Below are 23,791 nucleotides of genomic sequence, written 5' to 3'. Positions count from 1 at the left end.
TATTATTTAGAGAGGAAAAGTTTTCCTCTCTTTTTTATTGTATACGTCTTCTGAAAGGGTGAAGCGGGATTTGTTTGAATTATTTAAAAACGTACCATCGGTAAACATTCAGGCCTTTGTAGCCCTCGGCTTATTCGGAGTGTCGCTTCTTCTCGCGCGCATGGTCGTGAATATCCAGTCGGGGAAATGGCCTGGAAGCGCAACGTGGGTCCTCTATCTGCGGATGGTGCTGGGCTTCACCTTTGCCGCGTCCATAGGGCTTGGCATATACTGTTTTGCCGGTATAGACATATTATTCAGCAAATGAACATACCAAGCGCGGCAGAAAAATATATTATGTTCCGCCCGCTTGCGTCGTTTTTAAAATAAACACAGGGAGAGTTGTGACCATGAATAAGCTACTTGAACGCGCGTTAGCCGGAGACACGAGATCCATAGGACGCCTTATCAGCCTTGTCGAAGCGGATTCCCCCGCCTCGAAGGAGATAATGAAGACCGTATATCCTAAAACCGGCGGGGCGCAGGTGATTGGCATAACGGGCAGTCCGGGAGCAGGTAAGAGTACCTTCGTGAACCGTCTGATTGCGCAGTTCAGAGCGGAAGGAAAGCAGGTCGGCGTGATCGCCATAGACCCGTCGAGCCCCTTCACCGGCGGCGCGATTTTGGGAGACCGCCTGCGTATGCAGGACCACGCCATTGAAGAGGGCGTCTTCATCCGCAGTATGGGCTCGCGCGGCAACCTTGGCGGCGTCAGCCGCGGGACGCACGAAGGCGCTCTGATACTCGACGCCTGCGGCTTTGACGTCGTGATAATCGAGACCGTCGGCGTCGGGCAGTCGGAGGTCGATATCGTGAAGATCGCCGACACCGTGTGCCTCATCCTCACCCCCGGCATGGGCGACGACGTTCAGATCATGAAAGCCGGCATCATGGAGATCGCCGACGTGTTCGTCGTCAACAAAGCCGACAAGGAGGGGGCCGACAAGGTGGCCGCCGACGTTCAGGTGATGCTCAAGATGATCGGCGAACGCGAATGGATACCGCCGGTGGCGCTCGTCTCTTCCAACAAAAACACCGGAGTAGACGAAGTCCGGGAGATAATAAAAAGGCACGGCGACTACCTCCGCAGCAGCGAGGAGGGCAAACGCCGCCGTTGGTCGCAGCTTGAAATGGAGGTCGAGGCGATATTGAGGGGCGAGATATCGCAGCTCGTCGAGAACGCATGGAAAGAGCGGAAGAGCGACGAAGTGATGGAAGACCTTTCGTCAAGAAGGGCCAATCCGTACACTCTGGCCGGCGAGATAATGCATAAGGTTGTAAAATAAATAACCTATACGGAGGAATCGATAAATTATGAAGATAGCGCTAGCTTCGGACCATGCGGGATACAAGCTCAAAGAAGAGATAAAGAACAGGCTTACGGAGGCGGGGCACGAGGTGCTGGACTGCGGCACGGCCTCCGGCGACGTGCGGGTCGATTACCCGGACTGGGGATTCAAGGCCGCCGACGCGGTGGCGAGCCATAAAGCCGAACGCGGGATACTGGTATGCGGGACAGGCATCGGCATGAGCATCGTCGCCAACAAGGTCAGGGGCGTGCGCGCCGCGCTATGCCACGACCATTTCACGGCGGTCATGAGCCGCCGCCACAACGACGCCAACGTCCTTGTCCTCGGCGCGCGCGTGCTCGGGGCCGACGTCGCCGAAGATATGGTCAAAGCCTGGCTCGCCGAACCGTTCGAGGGCGGACGGCACTGCTTCCGGCTCGAAAAGATCAGCGCTTACGAAAACGAGAACTCAAACTCACGCGAGGCCGCGGCGGGCGGCGGGAGGACCGTGGTAATCGACCACCCGCTCGTGCGCCATAAGCTGGGACTCATGCGCAATAAAGAGACTTCATCAAAAGATTTCCGCGACCTTGTACAGGAGGTCGCCGGGCTCATGGTTTATGAGATCACGCGCCACCTGCCGCTCGAAGAGACTGAGATAGAGACCCCCGTCGCGAAGACGCGCGTATTCACCCTCTCGGGCAAAAAACTCGCGATCGTGCCGGTACTGCGCGCGGGGCTCGGCATGGTAGAGGGCATACTCAAGCTCGTCCCCAACGCCAAGGTGGGGCACATCGGCCTCTACCGCGACCCCGAGACTCTCAAGCCCGTCGACTATTACTGCAAGCTGCCCTGTGACATTTCGGAACGCGAGATATTCGTCGTGGACCCGATGCTCGCCACCGGCGGCTCGGCGGCGGCGGCCGTCAGCCATATCAAGGACAGAGGCGGCAAAAAGGTCTCGCTGGTCTCGCTGCTCGCGGCTCCCGAGGGCATCGCCGCCTTCCATGAGGCCCACCCCGACGTCGATATCTATACGGCGGCGGTCGACAGCCACCTCAACGACCACGGGTACATCGTGCCCGGACTTGGAGACGCGGGCGACAGGCTCTTCGGCACAAAATAAGAGAAGCGCCCTCCGCGTATCTCCGATATGACGGCGGCCGTTAATAAAAAATAACGAAAGGGATTCAGTTTGCTTTCAATATATCTGTTCACGCTCTTGACCTTCCTCTGGGGACTGGTAGGAACGCCTATCGCGATCGCGCTGGCGCAGAAGTTCCGCCTGCTGGACATCCCCGGGGGAAGAAAGAAACATCACAGCATCATGCCCCGCGGCGCGGGGCTTGTGCTGTGGAGCGGCTATCTCATGTGGGCCCTCTTCACCGGCAACCCCGGAGTCGAGGTGCCTTACATCGCCACCGGGGCGTCGGTGATATTCATCGTCGGATATATGGACGACATGCACCCGCTGCCGCCGCTGCTGCGCCTGATATTCCACCTGCTGGCCGCGGCCTGGGTCATCTTCCCTCTGCCGGTCCCGCTCTGGCAGCGGGCGCTGTTCGTATTCTGGATCGCGGGCGCCACCAACGCCTATAACCTCATCGACGGAATGGACGGGCTATGTCTCACGATCACGCTGATCACCGCGCTCTGCGCGCTGCTCGCGGGCGGCAGGGGAGTGTGGCTGCCATTCGCCGGGCTGGTCTTCGGCGTCCTGCTTTGGAACTTTCCGCAGCCGCGCACATTCCTAGGCGACGGCGGAAGCACGCTGCTGGGATATATTTGCTCGGCACAACTCGCGTGGAGTATATTCCCGAACATCTTCGGGACCGGCTTCATACACCTTGCCATTATACTGCTCTTCCTCGGCGGCGTGCCGGTCATCGACACGCTGGTCGCGATGACGCGCAGGATACTCCACAAAAAGTCGCCCTTTGAGCCGGACAGGGGACACGCGCACCATAAACTGCAGGACTTCGGCCTGCCGAAACTGGCGACGCTGATCGTAATGGGATCGGCACACGCGCTCATCATCGCCCTTGGCATGCGCCTTATAGGGCTGCCGGTATTCAACTTCTTTTAACAGACAAGGAGGCGCCGTAATGGATAAGAAAAAGATCGTATGCGTTATCGGGACGAGACCCGAGGCAATCAAGATGGCTCCCGTCGTTATCGCGCTGATGAAACAGGAATATTTTGACGTGAGGATACTGGCGACGGGGCAGCACGCGGCCATGCTCGACCAGGTGCTTGACTTCTTCAGCCTCACGGCGGACAGAAATCTGCATATAATGAAGGAACGCCAGACGCTCGACTACATAACGTCATCCGTGCTCACCGGCGCGGGGGAATACTTCGACGAAGTCAAACCCGCCGCCGTACTCGTGCACGGAGACACGACGACGACCTTCGCGGCAGGGCTTGCCGCCTTTTACCGCAACATCCCGATCGGCCACGTCGAAGCGGGGCTGCGCAGCTGGAACATGAGGCTGCCCTTCCCGGAAGAGATGAACCGCGTCCTGATCGACAAGATCGTGACCTGGGGCTTCGCGCCGACAGAGCTGGCCGCCGATAACCTGAGAAGAGAGGGGGTGCCCGAAAGCGGGATCAGCGTCACCGGCAATACGGTGATCGACGCCCTCTTCTATACCGTCGCGGCGCAGACTAAGCCCAAATGCGAAGAGCTCAGGGCACTGCCGGAGGGCGCGCCGTTCGTGCTGGTCACGGCTCACCGCCGCGAATCGTGGGGCAAGCCGCTTGAGGATATCTGCCGGGCGCTCGTAGGTATAATCGAAAGCCACCCTGAACTGTGGATGGTCATCCCGATGCACAAAAATCCCGCGGTCCGTGAGATAATACATAAATACCTCGACGGCAGGGAAAAGGTCATTCTCTGCGACCCGCTGGACTATCCCGATTTTGTCTGGGCGATGAACGCCTCAAAGTTCATCCTCAGCGACAGCGGCGGCGTCCAGGAAGAGGCCTCGGCGATCAAGAAACCGGTGCTGATACTGAGGGACGTCACGGAACGCCCCGAGGCGGTGGAGCACGGCAGCGGGCTGCTGGTAGGGGTCGACCGGGCAAAGATACTCGATACGGCCGTCAGGCTGCTTGACAGCCCGGAGGAGATCGCAAAGATAGAAAAGAAGTGCGCGGCTCAGCCCTTCGGGGACGGAACGGCCTCAATCAAAATAGCAAATACTCTAAAGGAGAGTCTGCGGGACTAAATGGAAACTAATGGTTTGAAAAAATTGGCAGAAAAAATGATCATACGCGGCGGAAGAAGGCTCAGCGGGACTATATCTGTCCAGGGAGCCAAGAACGCCGCTCTGCCTGTGATGGCGGCTTCGATCCTTTTAAAAGGCCAGACGCTGAAACTGGAAGGAGTCCCCGATCTATACGACATCCACACGATGTGCGACCTGCTCAGGCACCTTGGGGCCGCGGTGACCTTCGATAACCACTGCATGACGATCGATGTGCCTCATGAGCTCAATTGCGAGACCCCCGTCGAGCTGGTGCGCAAAATGCGCGCCTCTTCGCTCGTGCTCGGGCCTCTCGTCGCCAGATGCGGACGGGCGCTGCTGCCGCTGCCGGGAGGCTGCGTGCTTGGCAGCAGGCCCCTTGATTTTCACCTTAAGGGACTTGCCAAAATGGGAGCCGAGATAGAACTTAAAGGCGGCGCGGTAACGGCGACCGCCGGCAAACTTAGCGGGGCGACGATCTCCCTGGAATTCCCTTCGGTGGGCGCCACGGAAAACCTGATGATGGCGGCGGCGCTCGCGGAGGGCACCACCTTCATCGAAAACGCCGCGAAAGAGCCCGAGATAGTCAACCTCGCGGAGATACTGCGCCTCATGGGAGCCCCGGTGAAGGGCGACGGGACCGAGACGATCCGCGTCACCGGCGCAGGCTCGCTCCATTCGGCGAGCGGCGAGATAATCCCGGACCGCATCGAGGCGGCGACATACCTGATGGCCGGCGTGATCACGAACGGCAGCGTCACGGTACGGGGGATCTCGCCCAATTATATGGAGGCGATACTCAACAAGCTGCGGGAGGCCGGCGTCGAGATCGACGTCTTTGGCAGCGAGATCACGGCCAAGTGGGTAGCCCCGCTCAAAGGCGTGACGATAAAGACCATGCCCTACCCGGGCTTCCCGACGGATACGCAGCCACAGCTTATGGCGGTGCTCACACTCGCGAACGGTACCAGCGTCATCCATGAAAGCGTCTTTGACTCACGCCTGCTCCACATCAACGAATTCAAAAAGATGGGAGCAAAAATAGAGGTGCAGGACAACATCGCGATCGTCACCGGCGTCGGCAGGCTGAACGGAGCGGAGGTCCACTCATCGAACCTCCGCGCGGGAGCGGCGCTGATACTGCTTGCGCTGGCCGCCGAGGACGATACGACGATCTGCGACCTCCAGCATGTCTGGCGCGGTTACGAGGGGCTTGTGGAGAAGCTGCGCGCTCTCGGCGCGGAGATAGAATTTACGGAATAGAAGAGAACGAAGGAGGGCGCCGGATGGCCGAAGACAGACAGCTGATAGAGAATGTAAAGACGTCCGCCTTTGTGGGCGCGGCGGGCACCGGCAAAAGCCAAAGGGCGCAGCTCGTCGCCTCTCTGGTCGACGCCGATTACATCATAGACGACGGGCTCGTCATCCACAAGGGCAGCATTGTCTGCGGAAAAAGCGCCAAGGCGGAGAGGAACCAGGTCAGCGCCATCAGGCGCGCCATCTTCGAGTTTGACGAACACCGCAAAGAGGTCATCGACTACTTCCGCTCGGCCGCTCCCTGCTCTGTAATGGTCATCGCCACCTCCGACAACATGGCGATGCGGATACTGCGCAAGCTGAACCTGCCGGCGCCGGAGCAGATAGTACATATAGAAGACGTCGCCACGCCGGAGGAGATAGTGAAGGCGCGCCGCGAACGTTTCAGCAAGGGGCAGCACGTAATACCGGTCTCCCATGTGCTGGTGCGCAAAAACTTCGCGGGCAAGCTAGTCGGCCAGCTGCGCGTATTCTGGAAATCCAAAGACAAGCACGAGGGGGAAAAGACGATCGTGCGTCCCCCCTTTAGTTTCTACGGCAACGTTCATATCGAAACGGAGGCGATCGAGGAACTTGCCTCTTTCATTGCCAGCCGCACGACGCAGGTGGCCAAAGTCAACGAGGTCAAGGTGAGCCCCGAAGAGGAGGAATCCCTCCGTATCGAAATGAAACTCACCGTGACGCTCGGGGACAAAAAATTCCTCAGCATCGCGAACCTGGTAAAAGAGCGCATAGCGGTAAGCCTGCGTTATTTCACCGGGCTCGATGTAAAAACTGTAGACGTAATAATCGCGGAGGTCCAGATATGACGGAAAACGAAGATATATTGCTTAAACTGAACGACGAGGAGAGGGCGGCGATGAAGAAGACGCTCTGGGAAGAGACGAAGGCAAACGTGCTTGCCTGCCGCGCCTGCCCCCTCGCGGAAACGCGGACGAAGGTCGTCTTCGGCGACGGCGACCCGGACAGCAGGCTGATGTTCATCGGCGAAGGGCCGGGAGCAGACGAAGACACACAAGGGATCCCCTTCGTCGGCAGGGCGGGGCAGCTCCTGACTCAGATCCTGACGGCGGCGGGGATCAGCCGCCGGGAGGTCTACATAACCAACATCGTAAAATGCAGGCCGCCGGAGAACCGCGTGCCGACGCCGGCGGAGACGGTGCTCTGCGACAAGCATCTGCAGACACAGATAATGCTGATAAACCCGGCGCTGATCGTGCTGCTGGGGAATACGCCCGCGCGCTGGATACTGCAGACGAGCGAGGGCATAACGAAGCTCCGCGGGCGCTGGTTCGAGTGGCGCGGGGCCGCAGTCATGCCGATGTTCCACCCGAGCTACCTGCTGCGCAACGCCAGCTCGAAGGAGGGCAGCCCCAAGCACCTGACCTGGCTCGACATCCAGGAGGTAAAACGCCAGTGGGACGCCGTCAAGGCCACCGGTTCCATCAGCGGCATCAAATTTGGCTAGAGCCGGGATCGACATGGAAAAGAAAAAACTCGCGCATGTGGCGATAATAATGGATGGGAACGGGCGCTGGGCGAAGTCAAAGCACCTGCCGCGCGTGATGGGCCACCATGCCGGCGTGCGGGCGGTAGAACGCACCGTGCGCGCGGCAAAGGATCTCGACATACCATACATCTCTCTTTATGCCTTCTCAACGGAAAACTGGAAGCGTCCCAAAGGCGAGGTCCTCGGACTTATGGGGCTCTTTCGCTACTACATGAACTCCAAACTCAACGAACTGTGCAGGGAAAAGACCCGTATGCGCTTCGCGGGCGATCTCGCGGCGCTGCCGGAAGACATCCGGCAGATACTGCGCAGAGCCGAGGAAAAGACGGAACAATACGAGGAACGCCAGCTTATAATCTGCCTCAACTATGGCGGACGCAAAGAAATAATTGACGCGATAAATAAAATAACTGCCCAAAACCCACAAAGTCCGGTTACGGAAGAGATGCTGCGGGAGAACCTGTACCTGCCGGACGTTCCGGACCCGGACCTCATCATCCGCACAAGCGGCGAGCTGCGCCTCAGCAACTTCTGGCTATGGCAAAGCTCTTACAGTGAATACTATTTTACGGACAAATACTGGCCCGATTTCAATAAAGAAGACCTTGAGGAGGCTGTGAAAGACTATTATGAAAGAGAACGTCGTTATGGAAAAGCTTAATGAATTCCTCCGTTCTAGCCCCGATCTCCAACTGCGCGCGTTCAGCAGCGTATTCATCGTACTGGCGGTGGTCGGCGGCATCATGCTCGGAGGCCACGTCTGGAGCGCGATCGTAATTCTTATCGCGATGTTTTCGCTCTGGGAGTTCCACAAACTTCAACTGTCCAGGTTGAGCGCCTCGCCGGTGCTGATCATGATCTCCGGGCTTTTTATCCTGCTCGGAACGGCCTTCGGCCTCATGAGCATCGCGACGATCCTCTGTTCCATCTCGGCGATCGCCTTCATCGCGCTTTTTCTTGAGGTGCTGAAGCGTCAGGTATCGGGGGAGAGCAACGCGCTGGTGACGATGGGGGCCACAGTGGCCGGCATCGCCTACGTCGTGCTGCCGTGGTCGTTCATGATCCTCATACGCTCGCGGGAACTGGGCGCGATGTTCCTCATCACCCTCTTCTTCTGCACCTGGAGCTGTGACGTCGCGGCCTACTTCGTCGGCAGCCACTTGGGAAGAAACCTTCTCTGCAGCCAGGTCAGCCCGCACAAGACATGGGAGGGTTTTCTCGGCGGAGCGGCGGCCAGCTTCATGTGCGGCGGCCTGCTCGCGCTGATCTTCTCCTTCCCGCCGATGCCGCTGCTGCTGATGGGGCTTCTCTGCGGAATAGCGGGACAGCTCGGCGACCTCGGCGAATCGGTGCTCAAACGCGAGGCCGGAGTCAAGGATACCGGCTCGATAATCCCCGGACACGGAGGGCTGCTCGACCGCTTTGACAGCATTCTCGTCAACGGTACGCTTGCGTTTGTCATATTTGAACTGATAGGATAGAGAAATGGAAAAGATAAGGCTTGCGGTAACAGGGGCCACCGGAAGCGTCGGCGGCGCCGTCCTTGATATTTGCGCGCGTTTTCCGCGGATATTTGAGATAAGGGCGCTTTCAGCGCGGAGCAACGCGAAGAAGCTGGCGGAGCTCGGCAGAAAGCACAACGCCGGGATACTCTGCTTGACCGAACCGGAAGATAAAAACTGGCGCGAGGAGGGATTCCTCTGCCTTACCGGCAAAGAGGGGCTTGCGGCGATGGTCGAAGAACCCTCCGTGGACCACGCCGTATTCGCTTCGTCGGGCGTCGCGGCAATAGAGGCCCTGCAAAAGGCCCTTACGCGCGGCATAGACGTCTCGCTCGCAAACAAGGAGAGCATCGTCGTCGCCGGCCCTTGGGTGATGCCGCTGGTAAAAAGGGCCGATCAGCTTCGCCCCGTGGACAGCGAGCACAGCGCCCTCTGGCAGTGTCTGCGCGACGCTCCGAAAAATGAGCTCTCGCGTGTCTGGCTGACCGCCTCCGGCGGCCCGTTCAGAGATTACGGCGCGGAAGAGATGGAAAGGGTGACGCCGGAGGCGGCGCTCAAGCACCCCGTCTGGAAGATGGGGCCGAAGATAACGGTCGACAGCGCCACTTTGATGAATAAGGGTATAGAATGTATAGAGGCGATGCAGCTCTTCGACCTGCCCGCCGAAAAGGTGGGCGCGCTCATCCATCCACGTTCGCAGGTACACGGAATGGTGGAATTTATAGACGGCACGGTGAAGCTGCTGCTATCACAGGCGGACATGAGGCTGCCGGCGGCCGCGGCCATCGCCTGGCCGAAGCGTCTGCCGCTTGCGGAAAACGGCCTTCCTCCCATAGAACCGGCTGGTTGGGAGCTTGATTTTCGCGAAATAGACGAAAAACTTTTTCCCTGCTTCGCGTTGGCGCGCGAGGCGGGACGGCTCGGCGGCGCCTATCCGGCGCTGCTTGTGGGAGCCGACGAGAGCGCAGTCAAACACTTTCTCGGCCATGAGATATCCTACCGGGCCATCGCGGAGGTCATCTCCGAGGTGCTCGGGCGCTATGGCGGAAATCCGCCAAAGACTCTCGAAGAGGCTGTCGCCCTCGTCGAAGAGGGTGAAAAGACGGCCGACAAGATATGCAGAGACCGGAGGAACAGATAGTTGATAAGCATCATTTCATTTCTGATAGTGATAGGAATATGCGTGATGTCGCACGAGGGCGGCCACTACTGGGCGGCCCGCTTCCGCGACGTCATGATACACGAATACTCGTTCGGCATGGGGCCTGTGATCTGGAGCAGGCGGAAGGGAGAGACGCAGTATTCCTTCCGCGCCTTTCCCATCGGGGGATTCGTGAAGCTCGAGGGAGAGGACGCGGGGGAGGAAGGCGAGGAAAAGCCGGCCGGCTACGACCCGAAACGGTCTCTGGCCAATAAAAAACCGTGGGAACGCATCCTGATCATCGGCGCCGGCGCTTCGGTCAACATCGCACTTGCCTGGATACTGACGGCGGCATACCTAAGCGGCTACGGCATATACAACATGGAGGTGCCAAAGCTCGGCAACATTATGGAAAACACCCCCGCCTACAGCGCGGGGCTCAAGAGCGGCGACATCATCAGGAGCATCGACGGCAGGGAACTCAAGAACTGGGCCGACATCAGGAAGAACATTCAGGATAGAGACAAAAGGGGCGATCGCTTCGACATCACCGTGGAGCGCGGCGGCGAAGAGAAACACTTCGCGATCGACGTGCCGGTCAATAAAGAGGCGGGCGGCCGCCTGCTCGGCGTACAGCCGTCCCATGAGAAATATCCCCTCTTCAAAGCTCTGGGAACGGCCTTCACCTATTCATGGAAAATGAGCGTGGAGATACTGAGCGGCCTCTGGATGGCGCTCACCGGGCAGATAAAGGCCGACGTCACGGGGCCGGTGGGCATCGCGACGATGGCGGGCGACGCCTTCCGCGAGGGATTCTGGACCTTCATCGCCTTCCTCGGCGTGATAAACCTCAACCTCGGCCTGCTGAACCTGCTGCCGTTTCCGGCGCTTGACGGAGGCAGGATAATCTTCATCCTCGTGGAACTGGTGACGCGCCGTAAGGTGCCGGAGAGAGTGGAGACGATGATCCATTACGCCGGCTTCATCATCCTGCTCGCGCTGATCTTCCTCGTCACCGGCAAAGACATATACAGACTTATACAGTAGGAGCTGATTCGTCATGGGCAGCAGAAAAAGCGTATCGATCGGAGGCCTGAGGATCGGAGGCGGCGCGCCGGTGCGCGTGGAAAGCATGCTGAAGACGCGCCTCACGGATATCGATGGCTGCGCGGCGGAGACGGAAGAGCTCGCCGCCGCCGGCTGCGAACTGGCGAGGGCGGCGCTGCCGGACGAACGGCTTGCCGCCTCCTTCGCGGAGCTGATCAAAAAAAGTGCCCTGCCGCTCATGGCGGACATCCACTTCGACCACCGGCTCGCCCTGGCGGCGCTAAAGGCCGGCTGCCGGGCGATCAGAATAAATCCCGGCAATATGAGCGGATCGGCAGGCCTCGCCGAGGTCATTGCCGCCGCGAAAGATACCGGAGCCGTCATACGCATCGGTGCCAACGGCGGCTCCCTCAACAACGCCCAGATGGAAGCCGCGGGGGGAGACAGGGGAGCGGCGCTCGTCCTCGCCGTCGAAGAACAGCTCAGGCTGCTCACAAAAAATAAATTCGAGGAAATGATCATCTCGGCAAAATCATCATCCGTGGAAGAGACGGCGCGTGCCAACGCCATACTCGCGAACAGATACCCCTATCCGCTCCACATCGGCATCACCGAAGCGGGATGCGGCAATTCCGGGATCGTCAAGGGGGCAGTCGGCATCGGGCTGATGCTCGCGCAGGGGATCGGAGACACCATCCGCGTCAGCCTCACCTCGCCTGGCGTCGAAGAGGTAGAGACCGGCTACAACATCCTGCAGGCCCTCGGACTGCGGAGCAGGGGCTGGCAGCTCGTCAGCTGCCCGACCTGCGGCCGCCGGCGCATCGAGGTCGCCGCGCTCGTTGAAAAACTCCGCGCGATAATACCGCCGACGGCGAACAGGGGCATGACCATCGCCGTGATGGGCTGCGAGGTCAACGGCCCCAAGGAGGCCTCGAGCGCCGACTTCGGCGTCGCCGGCAGCCCCAACGGCTTCATAGTCTTTAAAAAAGGAGCCTTCGTCTGCCGCGGCGAGATGAAAGATTTTGAAGAGATCATCCGCAGAGAGATAACAATTTACTAAACTTAAACGAACGTGAGGTTCCATTATTTTTTATAGAAAAACATATTGACTAATCTGATATAAAAATATAAGATATTTATGCAATGTTGGTATTTCAAACTTTTTACCTTCTCAGCGCAATAAGTATATTGAAACATAAGTTTTGATAAAAACTTAGGAGGTGTAAAAATGAACCAGAAGAGCCAATTCAGTGTATTCTCCGAAACCGGACCGTTGCGACAAGTCATGCTCCACAGGCCGGGCAAGGAGATCGACAGGCTTACCATCGAAAACATGGACGAACTGCTCTTCGACGACCTTCTCTGGCTTGCTCAGGCCCAGAGAGAGCACGACAATTTTGCCGAGATACTCAGAAAAGACGGCACAGAGGTTCTCTACTTCAGCGACTGCCTCGCGGATGTGGTGGATGCCGCGCCAATACGCGAGCAGCTCATCAAAGACGTATTCAAATTTGAATGCCTTGACCGACGACTTTCCGAGGCCTTCATAACGGAGCTGATGAACATACCGTCGAAAGAACTGGCGGATCATCTGATTGAAGGCTACACAAAAAAAGAGGTCAGAGACATCTGCAAATGCAATTTAAGCTTGGTATCATCCGTTGAAAACGGAAGCGATTTCATCATCCACCCCATCCCAAACCTTTACTTCCAAAGAGATCCGGCGATAACCGTCGCCAACGGCATAATAATCGGACAGATGACCTTCGAGGCGCGCCGCATCGAACCTCTTTACTGGAAATACATCACAAACTACCATCCAAGATTTGAAGGAATGCAGATATTGTTCGGAGACGCCGCGGACGAAGTATGGCCGCAGAAAGTCGAAGGGGGAGACCTGCTGGTCATCTCCGGCGATACGATGGCCATCGGCGTCTCGCAGCGCACGGCCCCCACCACCGTTCAGCGCATAGGACGCAACCTCGCCTCACGCACGCCGATAAAACGCATCTTCGCCTTTGAAATACCGAAGGAACGCTACTGCATGCACCTCGACACCGTCTTCACGATGGTTGACCGCGACGCTTTCTGCATCTATCCGCCGATCCTGGAATCGCTGAAAGTATGGCAGCTCGATTACAGCGAAGACGGCCGCATAACCGGCCTCGAGCAGAAAGATGACTGGCAGCGGGCGGTGGCGGAGACGCTCGGCTACGATAAACTGCGCCTCATCAAAATGACGGCGCACAACAAGGCGGAAATGGCGCGCGAGCAGTGGCACGACGGCTGCAACACCCTCGCGGTCGCCCCCGGGAAGGTAGTCACCTACAACCGCAATATAAATTCGTCGAAAATACTCAGAGACAACGGGATCGAAGTCCTCGAGCTGGAGGGGCCTGAACTCGGCAGGGGACGCGGCGGCCCGCGCTGCATGTCGATGCCGCTGAACAGACTGCCGCTATAGAAATATAAAACATAGTTGATATCAAAAAAATTTATAAAAGCTATTTACAAATTTTTAAAAAGCAGTAAAATACATAGCCTAAAATAAAAATAAATAACAAACTTGAAGGGAGCAATCATCTATGCCTGTAAATCTTCGCAACCGCCATCTCATCTCTCTTAAGCACCACACGCCGGAAGAGATCAATTACCTCCTTGACCTCGCAGCGGACCTTAAGAACAAAAAACGCGCCGGGATCAAAGGAAACCTTCTTGAACGCAAGAACGTCGCGCTCATCTTCGAGAAGCCGTCGACACGCACACGCTGCGCCTTTACCGTCGCCGCCATAGACGAGGGCGGACACCCCGAATACCTCGGAAAGAACGACATCCAGCTCGGCCACAAAGAGGACGTCGCCGACACCGCGCGCGTCCTCGGCCGCATGTTTGACGGCATCGAATTCCGCGGCTTCAGCCAGAAAGTCGTGGAAGATCTCGCGAAATACGCCGGCGTTCCCGTATGGAACGGCCTCACCGACGACTACCACCCGACTCAGGTCCTCGCCGACTTCCTCACCATCCGTGAGAACTTCGGCCGCCTCAAGGGCGTCAGACTCGTCTACGTCGGAGACGGGCGCAACAACGTCGCCAACTCACTGATGATCGGCGCCGCGAAAATGGGCATGCACTTCGTCATCGGCTCGCCGAAAGAACTCTTCCCCGACCCGGCCCTCGTCGCCGAGTGTGAGCAGATCGCAAAAGAGTGTGAATCCGGCGCGACGATAACCATCACTGACGACCCGAAAGCCGCCGTCAAAGACGCCGACGCCATCTACACCGACGTCTGGGCCTCGATGGGCGAAGAGGCGAAGCTTGCCGAACGCAAGGCGATACTCCAGCCCTACCAGGTAAACATGGAACTCATAAAAGCCTCCGGCAACGACGACGTGATCTTCCTCCACTGCCTGCCGGCGGTAAAAGGATACGAAGTCACGGAAGAGGCCTTCGAGTCGCGCCACGCGAGACAGTTCGACGAAGCGGAAAACCGCATGCACACCATCAAAGCGGTAATGGTCGCCAGCATCGGAAACTTCTAAAAAACACGACGGCCCCTGTAAAAACCGCCGAACTTAAAATCCATTACATAGCCGGTGGAGGAATGAAAAAACATCATTTTGCTCCACCGGCCCTTCTATCTATCGGCAGCCACGTCACGGCACCTTGACGGGCCGCCCTATTCCCGTCTTTGCGGAGCTGAAACCGCCGGCCGCTTGAGCCATACGATAGAGAAAAAGAGGTTTAGTTTTCTTCTTTGCGCCTTTTCCGTAAATAAAATCAATTATAAAAAGTTCCTGAAAACTGCGGCCCTCTCCCTTCCCGGTATCCTGTCCTCGCATGGCACGCTGGCCTGGCAGAGGCCGCAGGCGTAGACCTGAAAACCCGAGCTTTCAAAGAAATCGGCGCACTCTCCGTGCAGGAAGGCCTGGCACTTTTCCTTGTCGTGGCCTTTTTCGCTGATGGCTCCGACAGGGCATCTTTTAATGCAGAGGCCGCAGCTCTTTTTTGTGAACCAGGGGCAGTATTCGTGGATGTCGCCGTATTCCCTCGGCGTCGGCGGCAGTTGGGCTTTTATGATTATCGAGCCGCAGCGGTGGGCCTTGCCTAGAGGTGTGATGAGCCCGTCGCAGAGTCCGAAGGTGCCTAGCCCTGCCGCGTAGCAGGCGTGGCGCTCCGACCAGTTTGAGGCCACATAATATTTTTGCGAGTTAAAACGTTTTACCTCCGCCGGGTGTCCCATGGGGAAGACGGCGGCGATATTTCTTTCGGCGAAGAACTTTTCCAGCCGCAGTCCCATTGAGATATAAAATTTCTCGCCACAGAGCTTGGCGCGCCCCCATACCTCCGCCGGCTTCGCGCCGGAGTTGGCCGCACGCGTCTCCGCCCTCTGCGGCAACACCCAGCAAAGAACGGTCAGCTCGGAGGCGGAGGTATCGGGTTTGGGGTAAAAGGTCCGAAAAAGTTCGAGCGGCGTAAAGCAGGGAAAATCCGCGTCGCGGCGCAGCTTTTCAAATATCGAGTCATCACCGGCGGCGCAGCCGAGAATAAAATTATCCCATGCCGGAATCCCGCCGCCAAGGTCGTTTTCCGGTGAATCCAACTCGCGGGAAAAGAAGTCCGTTATCTCACCTTTAATTTTTGAATGCACGTCCCGTACCTCCCTAAAAATACGATGCTTTCCTGTCATTATATCTTATTCATATTTCTTTTAAAACGCCGCTATTTGGCTGTTACAGAACGCTGCGCGCGCGTAGTCAGGGAGGCGCATCGATAGGCCAACAGGGGGTAAATCGGCGTTTATACGCACGACTAACTTCATAACCGAGGGCTTGCCAATGCTCACCGCACATTAGTGCGCCTCCGCTTGGCAAGCCCTCGGTTATTTCGTTATTCGCACTTCTAAACGCCGATTTACGCGATTGCGGGGAAAAGATAAACTGTGATTTAGCGCCTTTAAAGCCTCCCTCGCCGAGGCGGCCAGGGAGCCAAATCAGAGTTTTTCTGATTTGTGCGATTCGGCTGGTAGTTACACCAGAGGTGGGCCGGCGCGCGATTTTGCGCCGGGTCGGAAGGAGTGTTGACCTGCGTGGCGCATGTTTTCCGCGCCACACAGTGCCCGCGGCGCAAGCCGCGGGAGAGGATAAGGCCAGAACAAAAACAAAACCCAAGGTCAAATCGAGTAGGAGGCCTCCCATTATTTGAGAGGCCGTCCTCTCACACCACCGTACGTACCGTTCGGTATACGGCGGTTCGGTAACGAGCGCGCATTGCCTCATATCGCAGCAGGATATCGTCATATCCCTGCGAGGCGAGGTATTTGTTGGTCAGTGAGGTGGTCAGTATCCACGTTCTGGCTATATGCCAGCATCCGAGCCTGCTGTTTGCCCATCGCCACGCGTCCCTGTGATGGATCCCCAGCTGCCTGAGGTTCTTGTATTTCGGCCATATCCTTTTCCACTGTTTCCAGTAGATTTGCCGTATCCTGCGTCTTATCCATCCAGTCAGCTGTAACATCGCGCTTTTCATTTCGGCTATCGCATAGTAGCCCAGCCATCCCGTCGTGTATTTCCTGAGGTTTAGCATGATGGTCTCTATCGAGCGTCCCTGATTCCTGGCGGTAAGTTTTCGGATTTTGTCTTTGAACCGTTTCAGGCTTTGTTCGTGGGCCCTTATCTTCGTTTCTCCTTTGCTAGGGTAGAGGGAGAAACCAAGAAATTTGAGTTTTGTCGGGCTTCCGATACAACTTTTCTTTTGGTTCACTTTGAGTTTCAGCGTTCCTTCAAGATAATTGACGCAGTTTCCCATTACTCTTTGGGCGGCTCTTGCGCTTTTGACATATATGTTGCAGTCGTCGGCGTATCTTACAAATTTGTGTCCTCTGTTTTCCAGCAGTTTGTCAAATTTTGTAAGGTAGATGTTGGAGAGGAGCGGCGAGAGGTTGCCTCCCTGCGGAGTTCCTTCTGTGGTCGAGCTGATGAGCCCGTTTTCCATTACTCCGCTTTTGAGGTATTTCCTGACGAGCCTTATTACACGCTCGTCTTTTATCTCTTCCCGAAGCATCTTTATGAGCAGGTTGTGGTTGACTGTGTCAAAGTATTTGGCCAGGTCGATATCCACTGATACTTTGTATCCCTGTTCGTAATATATCCTCGCCTGTTCTATTGCCTGATGGGCGCTTCTTCCTTTGCGGAATCCATAGCTGCCGTCGGAGAATTGCTTCTCGAATATTGGCGTCAGCACTTGGGAGATGGCTTGCTGTATCATACGGTCTATGACCGTGGGGATTCCCAGCTTGCGCTTTCCTCCGTCCGCCTTGGGGATTTCGACTCTCTTTACTGCCTGGGGCCTGTAGCTTCCATCATAGAGGCTTTGGATAAGTTCGGGATAGTGCTCCTTCAGGTGTCCATACATCGCTTGGACTGTCATTCCGTCTATGCCTGACGCACCTCCGTTTTTGACTACTCGTTTGTACGCCTCTGCCATGTTCGCTCTGGTGAGGATACATTCGAGCAACGTTTGCGCTCTTTCTTCTCCTGCGTTTTCTGTGTGGGCAATACTCGGCGCTTTCATGGTGCTTTCCGCTTCCAGCTTGTCCTCGCATGAACAGCCTGCTTGCGCAGTTTTCTGCTTTCTTCGCATTGCCCGACCTTCTTTCGTCTGAGAAGTTTGTTACCGTTCGGCCCTTCCTGATGTTTTTTTTCTCTCACCAGTACTATGGCCTCTGCTGACTTCTTGCGGTTCATCCATCCATCTCTGGGTGGATTGCACTCAGGTTAAGCCCCCGCAAGATCTCCCCGAGTAAGCACATAAACTTTCTCCTCATATATCCGCCGCATTTACACCATGGGATTCGCGCAGTGTAGGACTTTGTCTTGGGGGGTAGACTCGTCCGTCCCATAATGCCTCACATGCGGTTCCTGTTCGTCGGACCGAGGTTTTGCCTCCGGCTTCCTTCAGATTCCACCTCACGATGGACACCCTTGCCTTTGGCTAACAGTTCACACTGCAATGCCTGTAGCGGACTTACACCGCCTAGTTTATGTGCATGCCGGGCGCACCTCTCCCTCACCCCGCTTCGCGGGGAGCTCCCTCGGCGAGGGAGCCTTTTAAAGGGCAAAGCCAAACCCGACGACTCTCGGCTCCGGCTCGGAGGCCGGAGCGACGGAAGGGCAGAGCGGTAAATCGCAGTTTATCTTCTACCTGACCTTTCTTGATGCGTTTGCCCTGCTCGCGTCGTCAAAATTAATGACGGCTGTGATGCTTTTGTGATAGAATATACTTTGCACAAAATTTGGTGGCTTTGGAAGTGAGGCACGCGGCATGGAGATCTATCGGGACCCTGAAAAGATAACGCGCTTTCTGACAAGCTGGATAAAGGAAAAATTCGGCGTGGCAGGAGCGAAAGGCGCGGTGCTCGGCGTCAGCGGAGGGATCGATTCCGCGGTGCTGGCGGCGCTCCTGGCGAAGTCGCTCGGTCCGGACAGGGTGATCGGCGTGATAATGCCCTGCTACAGTATGCAGGTAGACGAGGATTACGCGAAGCTGCTGGCCAAGACCATAGGGATAAGGACGATGAAGGTCGATCTCTCATCATCCTACGACACACTCAAGAGAGAGATCGAAAACTCACTTCCCGGACTCGGCGGACTTTCCGCCGCCAACATCAAACCCAGATTACGTATGACCACGCTCTACGCGGTAGCACAGCAGTACGGATATCTTGTCTGCGGCGGGAGCAACAAGGATGAGATAACCTTCGGGTATTTTACAAAATACGGCGATTCCGGCGTCGATCTGATGCCGATCGCGGACCTGCTGAAGGGCGAGGTATGGGCCGTCGCCGAGTATCTCGGCGTTCCGCCTGAAATAATCGGCCGTCCTCCTACGGCGGCGCTCTGGGAGGGGCAGACCGACGAGGCGGAGATGGGGCTGACCTATAAGGAGCTTGACCGCTATATCGCGACGGGCGACGCGCCGGAAGAGACAAAGCAAAGAATAGAGATGGCATTTAAGAGATCGGCGCATAAAAGAGCTTTTGCACCAATGGCAAAACTGCCCGATAATCTTTAATACAAAAATTTAAACTAATCTTATGAGGTGATTTTTTTGTCAGGACATTCACATTGGTCTGGTATCAAGCACAGGAAAGCGGCGCAGGACGCCAAAAAGGGCGTAGCTTTCCAGAAACTGGTCAAGGATATTATCGCGGCGGCAAAAGAGGGCGGCGGAGATCCCAACGCCAACTTCCGCCTTAAGGTCGCGGTAGAACGCGCAAAGGCCGGCAACGTTCCCGTCGACAACATTGAGCGCGGCATCAAACGCGGTACCGGCGAACTCGGCGGCCCGATGGAAGAGATATATTATGAGGGTTACGGCCCCAACGGCGTTGCCGTGATGGTGCAGGCGATGACGGACAACAGAAACCGCACGGCCCCCGATATGCGGTCGCTGTTCTCGAAGAGCGGCGGTTCGATCGGTGAAATGGGCTGCGTGGCCTGGAATTTTGACCGCAGGGGCGTCGTGGAGATCGTCGGCGAGGGCATCGATGAAGATGAGCTGATGATGGCGGCGCTGGAGGCCGGCGCTGACGATCTGGAGTCGGCCGACGACGGCTTTGAGGTCTCCTGCGACCCGAACGTACTTTCGCAGGTGGCTCAGACCTTAAAGGGCGCCGGCTATAATGTGGAGACGATGGAAGTCCAGATGGTGCCGAAGAACACGGTGGCGATCAATAACAAATCCGACGCCGCCAAGATGCTCGCGATGGTCGAACGTTTCGAGGACCACGACGACGTGCAGGCGGTCTACGCCAACTTCGACATCCCAGACGAGATCCTGTCGCAGCTTGACTAATCAAAAGCAGAACGGCGCTATAAGGGCGCTTGGTATTGACCCCGGGCTCGGGACTTTGGGCTACGGGGTCGTTTCGCAGTTGGGAAGTTCGCTGATATGCGAGACCTACGGCGTCATCAAAACTCCCGCGAAACTTTCCCTTTCGCAGCGCCTCTCCTGCCTTTATAATGAATTGAAATCAAAAGCGCAGGCGTTCCCGCCGGACATGGTCGCGGTGGAGAAGCTCTTCTTCGGAAGAAACGTCACCACCGCCGAAATGGTTTGGCAGGCGCGCGGCGTCGTCTTGTTATTCGCGGCGCAGCTTGGCTTTGAACCATATGAGATAAAGCCCAGCGAGGTAAAACTCGCCGTCTGCGGCTACGGAAACGCCGAAAAGGGGCAGGTCCAGGGGATGGTGGCGCATCTGCTCGGGCTGGAAAAGAATCCGAGCCCGGACGACGCGGCGGATGCGCTCGCGATCGCGATCGCAGGTCTCGCGATGCGCAATTACGACCAAAACATTCTGAAAGGATATTGAGATGATAAATTTCCTGCGTGGGACGCTCTCCGCAATCGCAAAAGAAAGCATCGTGCTCGACGTCTCCGGCTTCGGCATAGAGGTCTATCCTACCAAGGCACTGCTGGCCTCCGCCGTTCTCGGCGAGGAGATGAAGTGTGTCGCTTACCTTCAGATAAGCGATGCGGGGCTGGCGATGTTTGGCTTCGCCTCTGAAACGGAAAGGGATTTTTTCCTCGAACTTCTGCAGGTCAAGACGGTCGGGGGCAAGCTGGCGATCACGCTCATGCGATACCTCGATATAGGACATATCATCGAAGCCGTCAAAAACGGCAACGTCTCCATGCTCTCCGTTCCCGGCCTCGGCGCTAAACGGGCGGAACGCATCTGCTTCGAGCTCAAGCCGAAGATAGAGAAAAAATTCGCCGGCGTCGCAAGCGGTGCTCCCGCAACTGGGGAGGCCTCTTTCGATTCGTTCGTCACGGACGCGCTGTCCGGGCTTGGATTCTCGCACGGGGAGTGCGCGCGCGCTATCGCCACCGCGAAGGCGCAGGCCGACGACGATGTGAAGTGGAGCGAGGAGAGCCTTCTGATGGCCTCTCTGAGCATCTTGCAGCGCAGGTAGGTATAAAATATGGACGAAAATAATAGCAGCAGCCCCAACAAGCTTATTGAGACGATGCGCCGCGAAAAGGATGAGGAGATATCCACGCTCCGCCCGCAGGCGCTTAACGACTTTATCGGTCAGAGCGGCCTCAAGGACAAACTGACTATCTTTATGACCGCTTCGATCCAGCGTAGCGAGCCGCTTGACCATACGCTCTTTTACGGCCCTCCCGGACTGGGCAAGACCACCCTCGCGGGGATCATCGCAAAAGAGATGAAGGGCACCCTGCGCGTCACCACCGGGCCGGCCCTGGAGCGCGCCGGCGACCTCGCGGCGATACTTTCAAATATCCAGCCGAACGACGTCCTCTTTATCGACGAGATCCATCGGATGTCGGCCAATATCGAAGAGATATTATATCCGGCGATGGAGGACTTTTCCCTCTCGATCGTGGTGGGGAAGGGCCCGCTCGCGCGTAGCATACGCCTCGCGCTGCCCAAGTTCACGCTGATCGGCGCGACGACGCGCCTCGGCCTCCTCACCTCGCCGCTGCGCGCGCGCTTCGGCATCGTCGAACAGCTCCGCCTCTATTCGCCGGAGGAGCTTACCGCGATCGTCAAGCGCGGCAGCGGCGTGCTCGGCGTAAACATCGCCGACGAGGCGGCTGAAGAGATCGGCCTCCGTTCGCGCGGAACGCCCCGCGTGGCGCTGCGCCTCCTGCGCCGCGTCCGCGACGTCGCCGAGGTCAAACGGGTCCCGCTGATCGAACGCGACCTCTCTCGCTACGCGCTTGACATGCTCGGCGTCGACCCGGAGGGACTTGACGAGGGCGACCGGAAATTCCTGCGCGCACTGATCGAGCTCTTCGACGGCGGCCCCGTGGGGCTTTCCACGCTCGCCGCGGCGCTCAACGAGGACGCGCAGACGATAGAGGATATCTACGAACCATATCTGATCCAGAAGGGGCTGCTTGAACGCACGCCGCGCGGACGCAAAGCGACGCGCAACACATGGGACTACCTCGGCATTCCCGTCTCGCCCCACTTCATACAGCTTCAGCAGAATCAGCAGAGCCTATTCACACTGGAAGAGGAGAACCTATGAACCAGCTCGGCAAGATGCTGATCGCAATGGGACTGCTGATCGCTGCGGTCGGATTTCTGTTGATCATCGCCGGAAAACTGAATATACCCTTCGGCAAACTGCCCGGTGATATCACCTACCAGAAGAAAAACCTTACCGTCTTCGCCCCCTTCGGAACGATGATCGTCGTAAGCGTCATCCTGACACTGATATTGAATATATTCTCAAGGTGGAAATAGTGAAAAAATACATAACCGCGCTCCTGTTTCTTCTTCTCTTCTCGCGGGCGGCCGAGGCGCGCGACGTCCTGGTCCTGCTGAAGGGAAACGCCAGCCAGTGCACGATCGGCGGGACCTCCTACGTGATAAGGGTGGCCTCCGGCGGCACGACGCCGGCGATCACCGGCTCCTTTTCCCTCTCCTACGCGGGCGGCGCTTCCCTCAAAGCCGGAGAGGTGAGCTACGACATGCCGGTCACCGTGACATCGCAAACACCGATCATCATCAACGGCGTGAGCTACCATGGGACGATCATCTTTGAGGCTTCGTCCTCCGGTTTCAACATCGTAAACCAGGTGGACGCGGAGGAATACCTCAAGGGCGTGCTGAAGGACGAAATGAGCCCGGCGTGGCCGGCGGAGGCGCTCAAGGCGCAGGCCGTGCTCGCGCGCACATACACACTGTCGTCCAAGAAACATGGCAAATATGACGTCTGCGCCCAGGTGCACTGTCAAAGCTACGGCGGCGTCGCCAGCGAGTCCGCGGCCATCAACGATGCGGTGGCGGCGACGGCGGGCGAGCTCCTAAAATACGGCGGCTCGCCGGCGCAGGTCTTTTACTATGGGGACAGCGGCGGCTTCAGCGCCTCTTCAAAGTCGGTCTGGGGCAAGGACATACCTTACCTGCAGGCGCGTCCCGACCCAATAGCCTATAACAGCCCCAACGCCAGCTGGCAGACGACCCTCTCGATGCAGCAAATAGCCAACGCGCTCTCCGCCTCGGGCGTGTCGGTGGGGTACATATCGTCGATCAGGCCCTATGCGCGCGACGAGAGCGGACGCGTTCAGCAGTTGGAGATAAGCGGCAGCGGGGGGCGAACGCTGATATCGGGCAGCCAATTCCGCCTTGTCGTCGGCGCCGGCGTGGTAAAGAGCACCCTCTTTGAATTTGGCGCGGCGGGTACGTACACGCCGGCATCAGTGACGGCCCCCGCGCAGCCTTCAGCGTCGGCGCGGAAGAGTTCTCCCGTCGTCGTCGACCGCTCGACGATGCCGCAAAAAGACATCGACAAACTCTACTGGATGGCTCAAAATAAAATATTTTCCGTCCAGGAGCTCGTTTCAATGATAGGCAAAGAAAAAGATTACCCCAAATTCATCGCCGAGGGCGAGGCGCGAATGAGCGGCAAAAAGACTCCGGCGGCGTCGCCCGCGCCGCAGCCGGCCGCACTGCCGGCCAACGGCGCTTCCGCCGGCGCGCCGCAGTTTTCGATGAACGCCGCCTCCGGCTCATCCGTGACGATCTCCGGGCGAGGCTCGGGGCACGGCGTCGGCCTGCCGCAGTGGACGGCCAAGGCTCTTGCCGAAGCCGGCTGGAGCTACCGGCAGATACTGGACTATTATTTCCCCGGAACAACGCTGGAAAGAGGCAATTGACCGAT

24 protein-coding genes are annotated in these 23,791 nt (G+C 57.5%); 22 read left to right on the top strand and 2 right to left on the bottom strand.

The window, feature by feature from the left end; all coding sequences use genetic code 11:
- The first annotated feature begins 70 nt into the window (after window positions 1-70).
- The 15 genes from CLOEV_RS07410 to argF all read left to right on the top strand — a co-directional run bounded on the left by CLOEV_RS07410 (window position 71) and on the right by argF (window position 14,632).
- Window positions 71-307 (top strand): hypothetical protein, encoded by a 237-nt coding sequence (locus tag CLOEV_RS07410; RefSeq protein ID WP_008711738.1) that lies wholly within the window; start codon window positions 71-73, stop codon window positions 305-307.
- 82 nt (window positions 308-389) lie between these two features.
- A complete protein-coding gene (meaB, locus tag CLOEV_RS07405; RefSeq protein WP_008711736.1) occupies window positions 390-1,325 on the top strand; it encodes a methylmalonyl Co-A mutase-associated GTPase MeaB in 936 nt (311 codons plus the stop codon).
- Between the two features lie 28 nt (window positions 1,326-1,353).
- Entirely contained in the window at window positions 1,354-2,454 is a 1,101-nt protein-coding gene (gene upp, locus CLOEV_RS07400; RefSeq protein ID WP_008711734.1) for a uracil phosphoribosyltransferase, read from the top strand.
- Window positions 2,455-2,523: 69 nt separating this feature from the next.
- Window positions 2,524-3,414 (top strand): glycosyltransferase family 4 protein, encoded by an 891-nt coding sequence (locus CLOEV_RS07395; RefSeq protein WP_008711732.1) that lies wholly within the window; start codon window positions 2,524-2,526, stop codon window positions 3,412-3,414.
- A 19-nt stretch (window positions 3,415-3,433) separates the two neighbouring features.
- The gene (gene wecB, locus CLOEV_RS07390; protein WP_034442852.1) at window positions 3,434-4,558 is read left to right on the top strand and encodes a non-hydrolyzing UDP-N-acetylglucosamine 2-epimerase; all 1,125 of its coding nucleotides are present in this window, start codon (window positions 3,434-3,436) and stop codon (window positions 4,556-4,558) included.
- Entirely contained in the window at window positions 4,559-5,839 is a 1,281-nt protein-coding gene (gene murA, locus CLOEV_RS07385) for a UDP-N-acetylglucosamine 1-carboxyvinyltransferase (protein WP_008711729.1), read from the top strand. It abuts the gene before it with no gap.
- 23 nt (window positions 5,840-5,862) lie between these two features.
- Window positions 5,863-6,702, top strand: coding sequence for an Asp23/Gls24 family envelope stress response protein (locus tag CLOEV_RS07380; protein ID WP_008711728.1), 840 nt, complete (start codon window positions 5,863-5,865; stop codon window positions 6,700-6,702).
- Entirely contained in the window at window positions 6,699-7,361 is a 663-nt protein-coding gene (locus CLOEV_RS07375) for a uracil-DNA glycosylase (protein ID WP_008711726.1), read from the top strand. Before CLOEV_RS07380 ends, CLOEV_RS07375 begins: the two co-directional genes overlap by 4 nt.
- Before the next feature lie 13 nt (window positions 7,362-7,374).
- Window positions 7,375-8,064, top strand: coding sequence for a polyprenyl diphosphate synthase (gene uppS, locus CLOEV_RS07370; protein WP_008711725.1), 690 nt, complete (start codon window positions 7,375-7,377; stop codon window positions 8,062-8,064).
- Window positions 8,051-8,884, top strand: coding sequence for a phosphatidate cytidylyltransferase (locus CLOEV_RS07365; protein WP_034442849.1), 834 nt, complete (start codon window positions 8,051-8,053; stop codon window positions 8,882-8,884). The genes uppS and CLOEV_RS07365 overlap by 14 nt, the downstream gene beginning before the upstream one ends.
- Before the next feature lie 4 nt (window positions 8,885-8,888).
- Window positions 8,889-10,046 carry a 1-deoxy-D-xylulose-5-phosphate reductoisomerase gene (locus tag CLOEV_RS07360; RefSeq protein WP_008711723.1) on the top strand — a complete coding sequence of 386 codons (1,158 nt, stop codon included), beginning with the start codon at window positions 8,889-8,891 and terminating at the stop codon, window positions 10,044-10,046.
- Window positions 10,047-11,093 carry an RIP metalloprotease RseP gene (gene rseP / locus CLOEV_RS07355; protein WP_034442845.1) on the top strand — a complete coding sequence of 349 codons (1,047 nt, stop codon included), beginning with the start codon at window positions 10,047-10,049 and terminating at the stop codon, window positions 11,091-11,093. It abuts the gene before it with no gap.
- 13 nt (window positions 11,094-11,106) lie between these two features.
- Window positions 11,107-12,153 carry a flavodoxin-dependent (E)-4-hydroxy-3-methylbut-2-enyl-diphosphate synthase gene (ispG, locus tag CLOEV_RS07350; protein WP_034442842.1) on the top strand — a complete coding sequence of 349 codons (1,047 nt, stop codon included), beginning with the start codon at window positions 11,107-11,109 and terminating at the stop codon, window positions 12,151-12,153.
- Window positions 12,154-12,321: 168 nt separating this feature from the next.
- On the top strand, window positions 12,322-13,557 hold the full coding sequence (locus CLOEV_RS07345; protein ID WP_008711720.1) for an arginine deiminase: 1,236 nt from the start codon (window positions 12,322-12,324) through the stop codon (window positions 13,555-13,557).
- 121 nt (window positions 13,558-13,678) lie between these two features.
- Complete coding sequence (gene argF / locus CLOEV_RS07340; RefSeq protein WP_008711718.1) at window positions 13,679-14,632, top strand: ornithine carbamoyltransferase; 954 nt, start codon at window positions 13,679-13,681, stop codon at window positions 14,630-14,632.
- A gap of 242 nt (window positions 14,633-14,874) precedes the next feature.
- On the opposite strand, the gene CLOEV_RS07335 is transcribed toward argF, so the two are convergent.
- Window positions 14,875-15,741 (bottom strand): hypothetical protein, encoded by an 867-nt coding sequence (locus CLOEV_RS07335; protein WP_051484957.1) that lies wholly within the window; start codon window positions 15,739-15,741, stop codon window positions 14,875-14,877.
- Window positions 15,742-16,307: 566 nt separating this feature from the next.
- Window positions 16,308-17,732, bottom strand: a complete 1,425-nt coding sequence (gene ltrA, locus CLOEV_RS07330; protein WP_034442838.1) for a group II intron reverse transcriptase/maturase — start codon at window positions 17,730-17,732, stop codon at window positions 16,308-16,310.
- A gap of 681 nt (window positions 17,733-18,413) precedes the next feature.
- Between ltrA and nadE the strand changes: the two genes are divergently transcribed.
- From nadE to CLOEV_RS15950, 7 genes are read left to right on the top strand one after another with little or no spacing between them, the layout of a single operon-like run.
- Entirely contained in the window at window positions 18,414-19,163 is a 750-nt protein-coding gene (gene nadE / locus CLOEV_RS07325) for an NAD(+) synthase (protein ID WP_008711714.1), read from the top strand.
- Window positions 19,164-19,199: 36 nt separating this feature from the next.
- On the top strand, window positions 19,200-19,946 hold the full coding sequence (locus tag CLOEV_RS07320) for a YebC/PmpR family DNA-binding transcriptional regulator (RefSeq protein ID WP_008711712.1): 747 nt from the start codon (window positions 19,200-19,202) through the stop codon (window positions 19,944-19,946).
- Window positions 19,939-20,463, top strand: coding sequence for a crossover junction endodeoxyribonuclease RuvC (gene ruvC / locus CLOEV_RS07315; protein WP_051484956.1), 525 nt, complete (start codon window positions 19,939-19,941; stop codon window positions 20,461-20,463). Before CLOEV_RS07320 ends, ruvC begins: the two co-directional genes overlap by 8 nt.
- A gap of 1 nt (window position 20,464) precedes the next feature.
- Window positions 20,465-21,067, top strand: a complete 603-nt coding sequence (gene ruvA, locus CLOEV_RS07310; protein WP_008711709.1) for a Holliday junction branch migration protein RuvA — start codon at window positions 20,465-20,467, stop codon at window positions 21,065-21,067.
- A gap of 9 nt (window positions 21,068-21,076) precedes the next feature.
- Window positions 21,077-22,153, top strand: coding sequence for a Holliday junction branch migration DNA helicase RuvB (gene ruvB, locus CLOEV_RS07305; RefSeq protein WP_034442834.1), 1,077 nt, complete (start codon window positions 21,077-21,079; stop codon window positions 22,151-22,153).
- The gene (locus CLOEV_RS07300) at window positions 22,150-22,371 is read left to right on the top strand and encodes a DUF2905 domain-containing protein (protein WP_034442831.1); all 222 of its coding nucleotides are present in this window, start codon (window positions 22,150-22,152) and stop codon (window positions 22,369-22,371) included. The genes ruvB and CLOEV_RS07300 overlap by 4 nt, the downstream gene beginning before the upstream one ends.
- A complete protein-coding gene (locus CLOEV_RS15950; protein ID WP_051484955.1) occupies window positions 22,371-23,786 on the top strand; it encodes a SpoIID/LytB domain-containing protein in 1,416 nt (471 codons plus the stop codon). Before CLOEV_RS07300 ends, CLOEV_RS15950 begins: the two co-directional genes overlap by 1 nt.
- Window positions 23,787-23,791: the final 5 nt, after the last annotated feature.

It is taken from the genome of Cloacibacillus evryensis DSM 19522 (assembly GCF_000585335.1).
Taxonomy (GTDB): domain Bacteria; phylum Synergistota; class Synergistia; order Synergistales; family Synergistaceae; genus Cloacibacillus; species Cloacibacillus evryensis.
This window is presented reverse-complemented; position numbering and strand designations above follow the sequence as displayed.

Excerpts from the sequence above, each read along its gene's own strand:
- meaB (WP_008711736.1), top strand. The coding sequence starts at position 390 with ATGAATAAGCTACTTGAACGCGCGTTAGCCGGAGACACGAGATCCATA.
- upp (WP_008711734.1), top strand. The coding sequence starts at position 1,354 with ATGAAGATAGCGCTAGCTTCGGACCATGCGGGATACAAGCTCAAAGAA.
- wecB (WP_034442852.1), top strand. The coding sequence starts at position 3,434 with ATGGATAAGAAAAAGATCGTATGCGTTATCGGGACGAGACCCGAGGCA.
- murA (WP_008711729.1), top strand. The coding sequence starts at position 4,559 with ATGGAAACTAATGGTTTGAAAAAATTGGCAGAAAAAATGATCATACGC.
- CLOEV_RS07380 (WP_008711728.1), top strand. The coding sequence starts at position 5,863 with ATGGCCGAAGACAGACAGCTGATAGAGAATGTAAAGACGTCCGCCTTT.
- CLOEV_RS07375 (WP_008711726.1), top strand. The coding sequence starts at position 6,699 with ATGACGGAAAACGAAGATATATTGCTTAAACTGAACGACGAGGAGAGG.
- uppS (WP_008711725.1), top strand. The coding sequence starts at position 7,375 with ATGGAAAAGAAAAAACTCGCGCATGTGGCGATAATAATGGATGGGAAC.
- CLOEV_RS07365 (WP_034442849.1), top strand. The coding sequence starts at position 8,051 with ATGGAAAAGCTTAATGAATTCCTCCGTTCTAGCCCCGATCTCCAACTG.
- CLOEV_RS07360 (WP_008711723.1), top strand. The coding sequence starts at position 8,889 with ATGGAAAAGATAAGGCTTGCGGTAACAGGGGCCACCGGAAGCGTCGGC.
- ispG (WP_034442842.1), top strand. The coding sequence starts at position 11,107 with ATGGGCAGCAGAAAAAGCGTATCGATCGGAGGCCTGAGGATCGGAGGC.
- CLOEV_RS07345 (WP_008711720.1), top strand. The coding sequence starts at position 12,322 with ATGAACCAGAAGAGCCAATTCAGTGTATTCTCCGAAACCGGACCGTTG.
- argF (WP_008711718.1), top strand. The coding sequence starts at position 13,679 with ATGCCTGTAAATCTTCGCAACCGCCATCTCATCTCTCTTAAGCACCAC.
- ltrA (WP_034442838.1), bottom strand. The coding sequence starts at position 17,732 with ATGCGAAGAAAGCAGAAAACTGCGCAAGCAGGCTGTTCATGCGAGGAC.
- nadE (WP_008711714.1), top strand. The coding sequence starts at position 18,414 with ATGGAGATCTATCGGGACCCTGAAAAGATAACGCGCTTTCTGACAAGC.
- ruvA (WP_008711709.1), top strand. The coding sequence starts at position 20,465 with ATGATAAATTTCCTGCGTGGGACGCTCTCCGCAATCGCAAAAGAAAGC.
- ruvB (WP_034442834.1), top strand. The coding sequence starts at position 21,077 with ATGGACGAAAATAATAGCAGCAGCCCCAACAAGCTTATTGAGACGATG.
- CLOEV_RS07300 (WP_034442831.1), top strand. The coding sequence starts at position 22,150 with ATGAACCAGCTCGGCAAGATGCTGATCGCAATGGGACTGCTGATCGCT.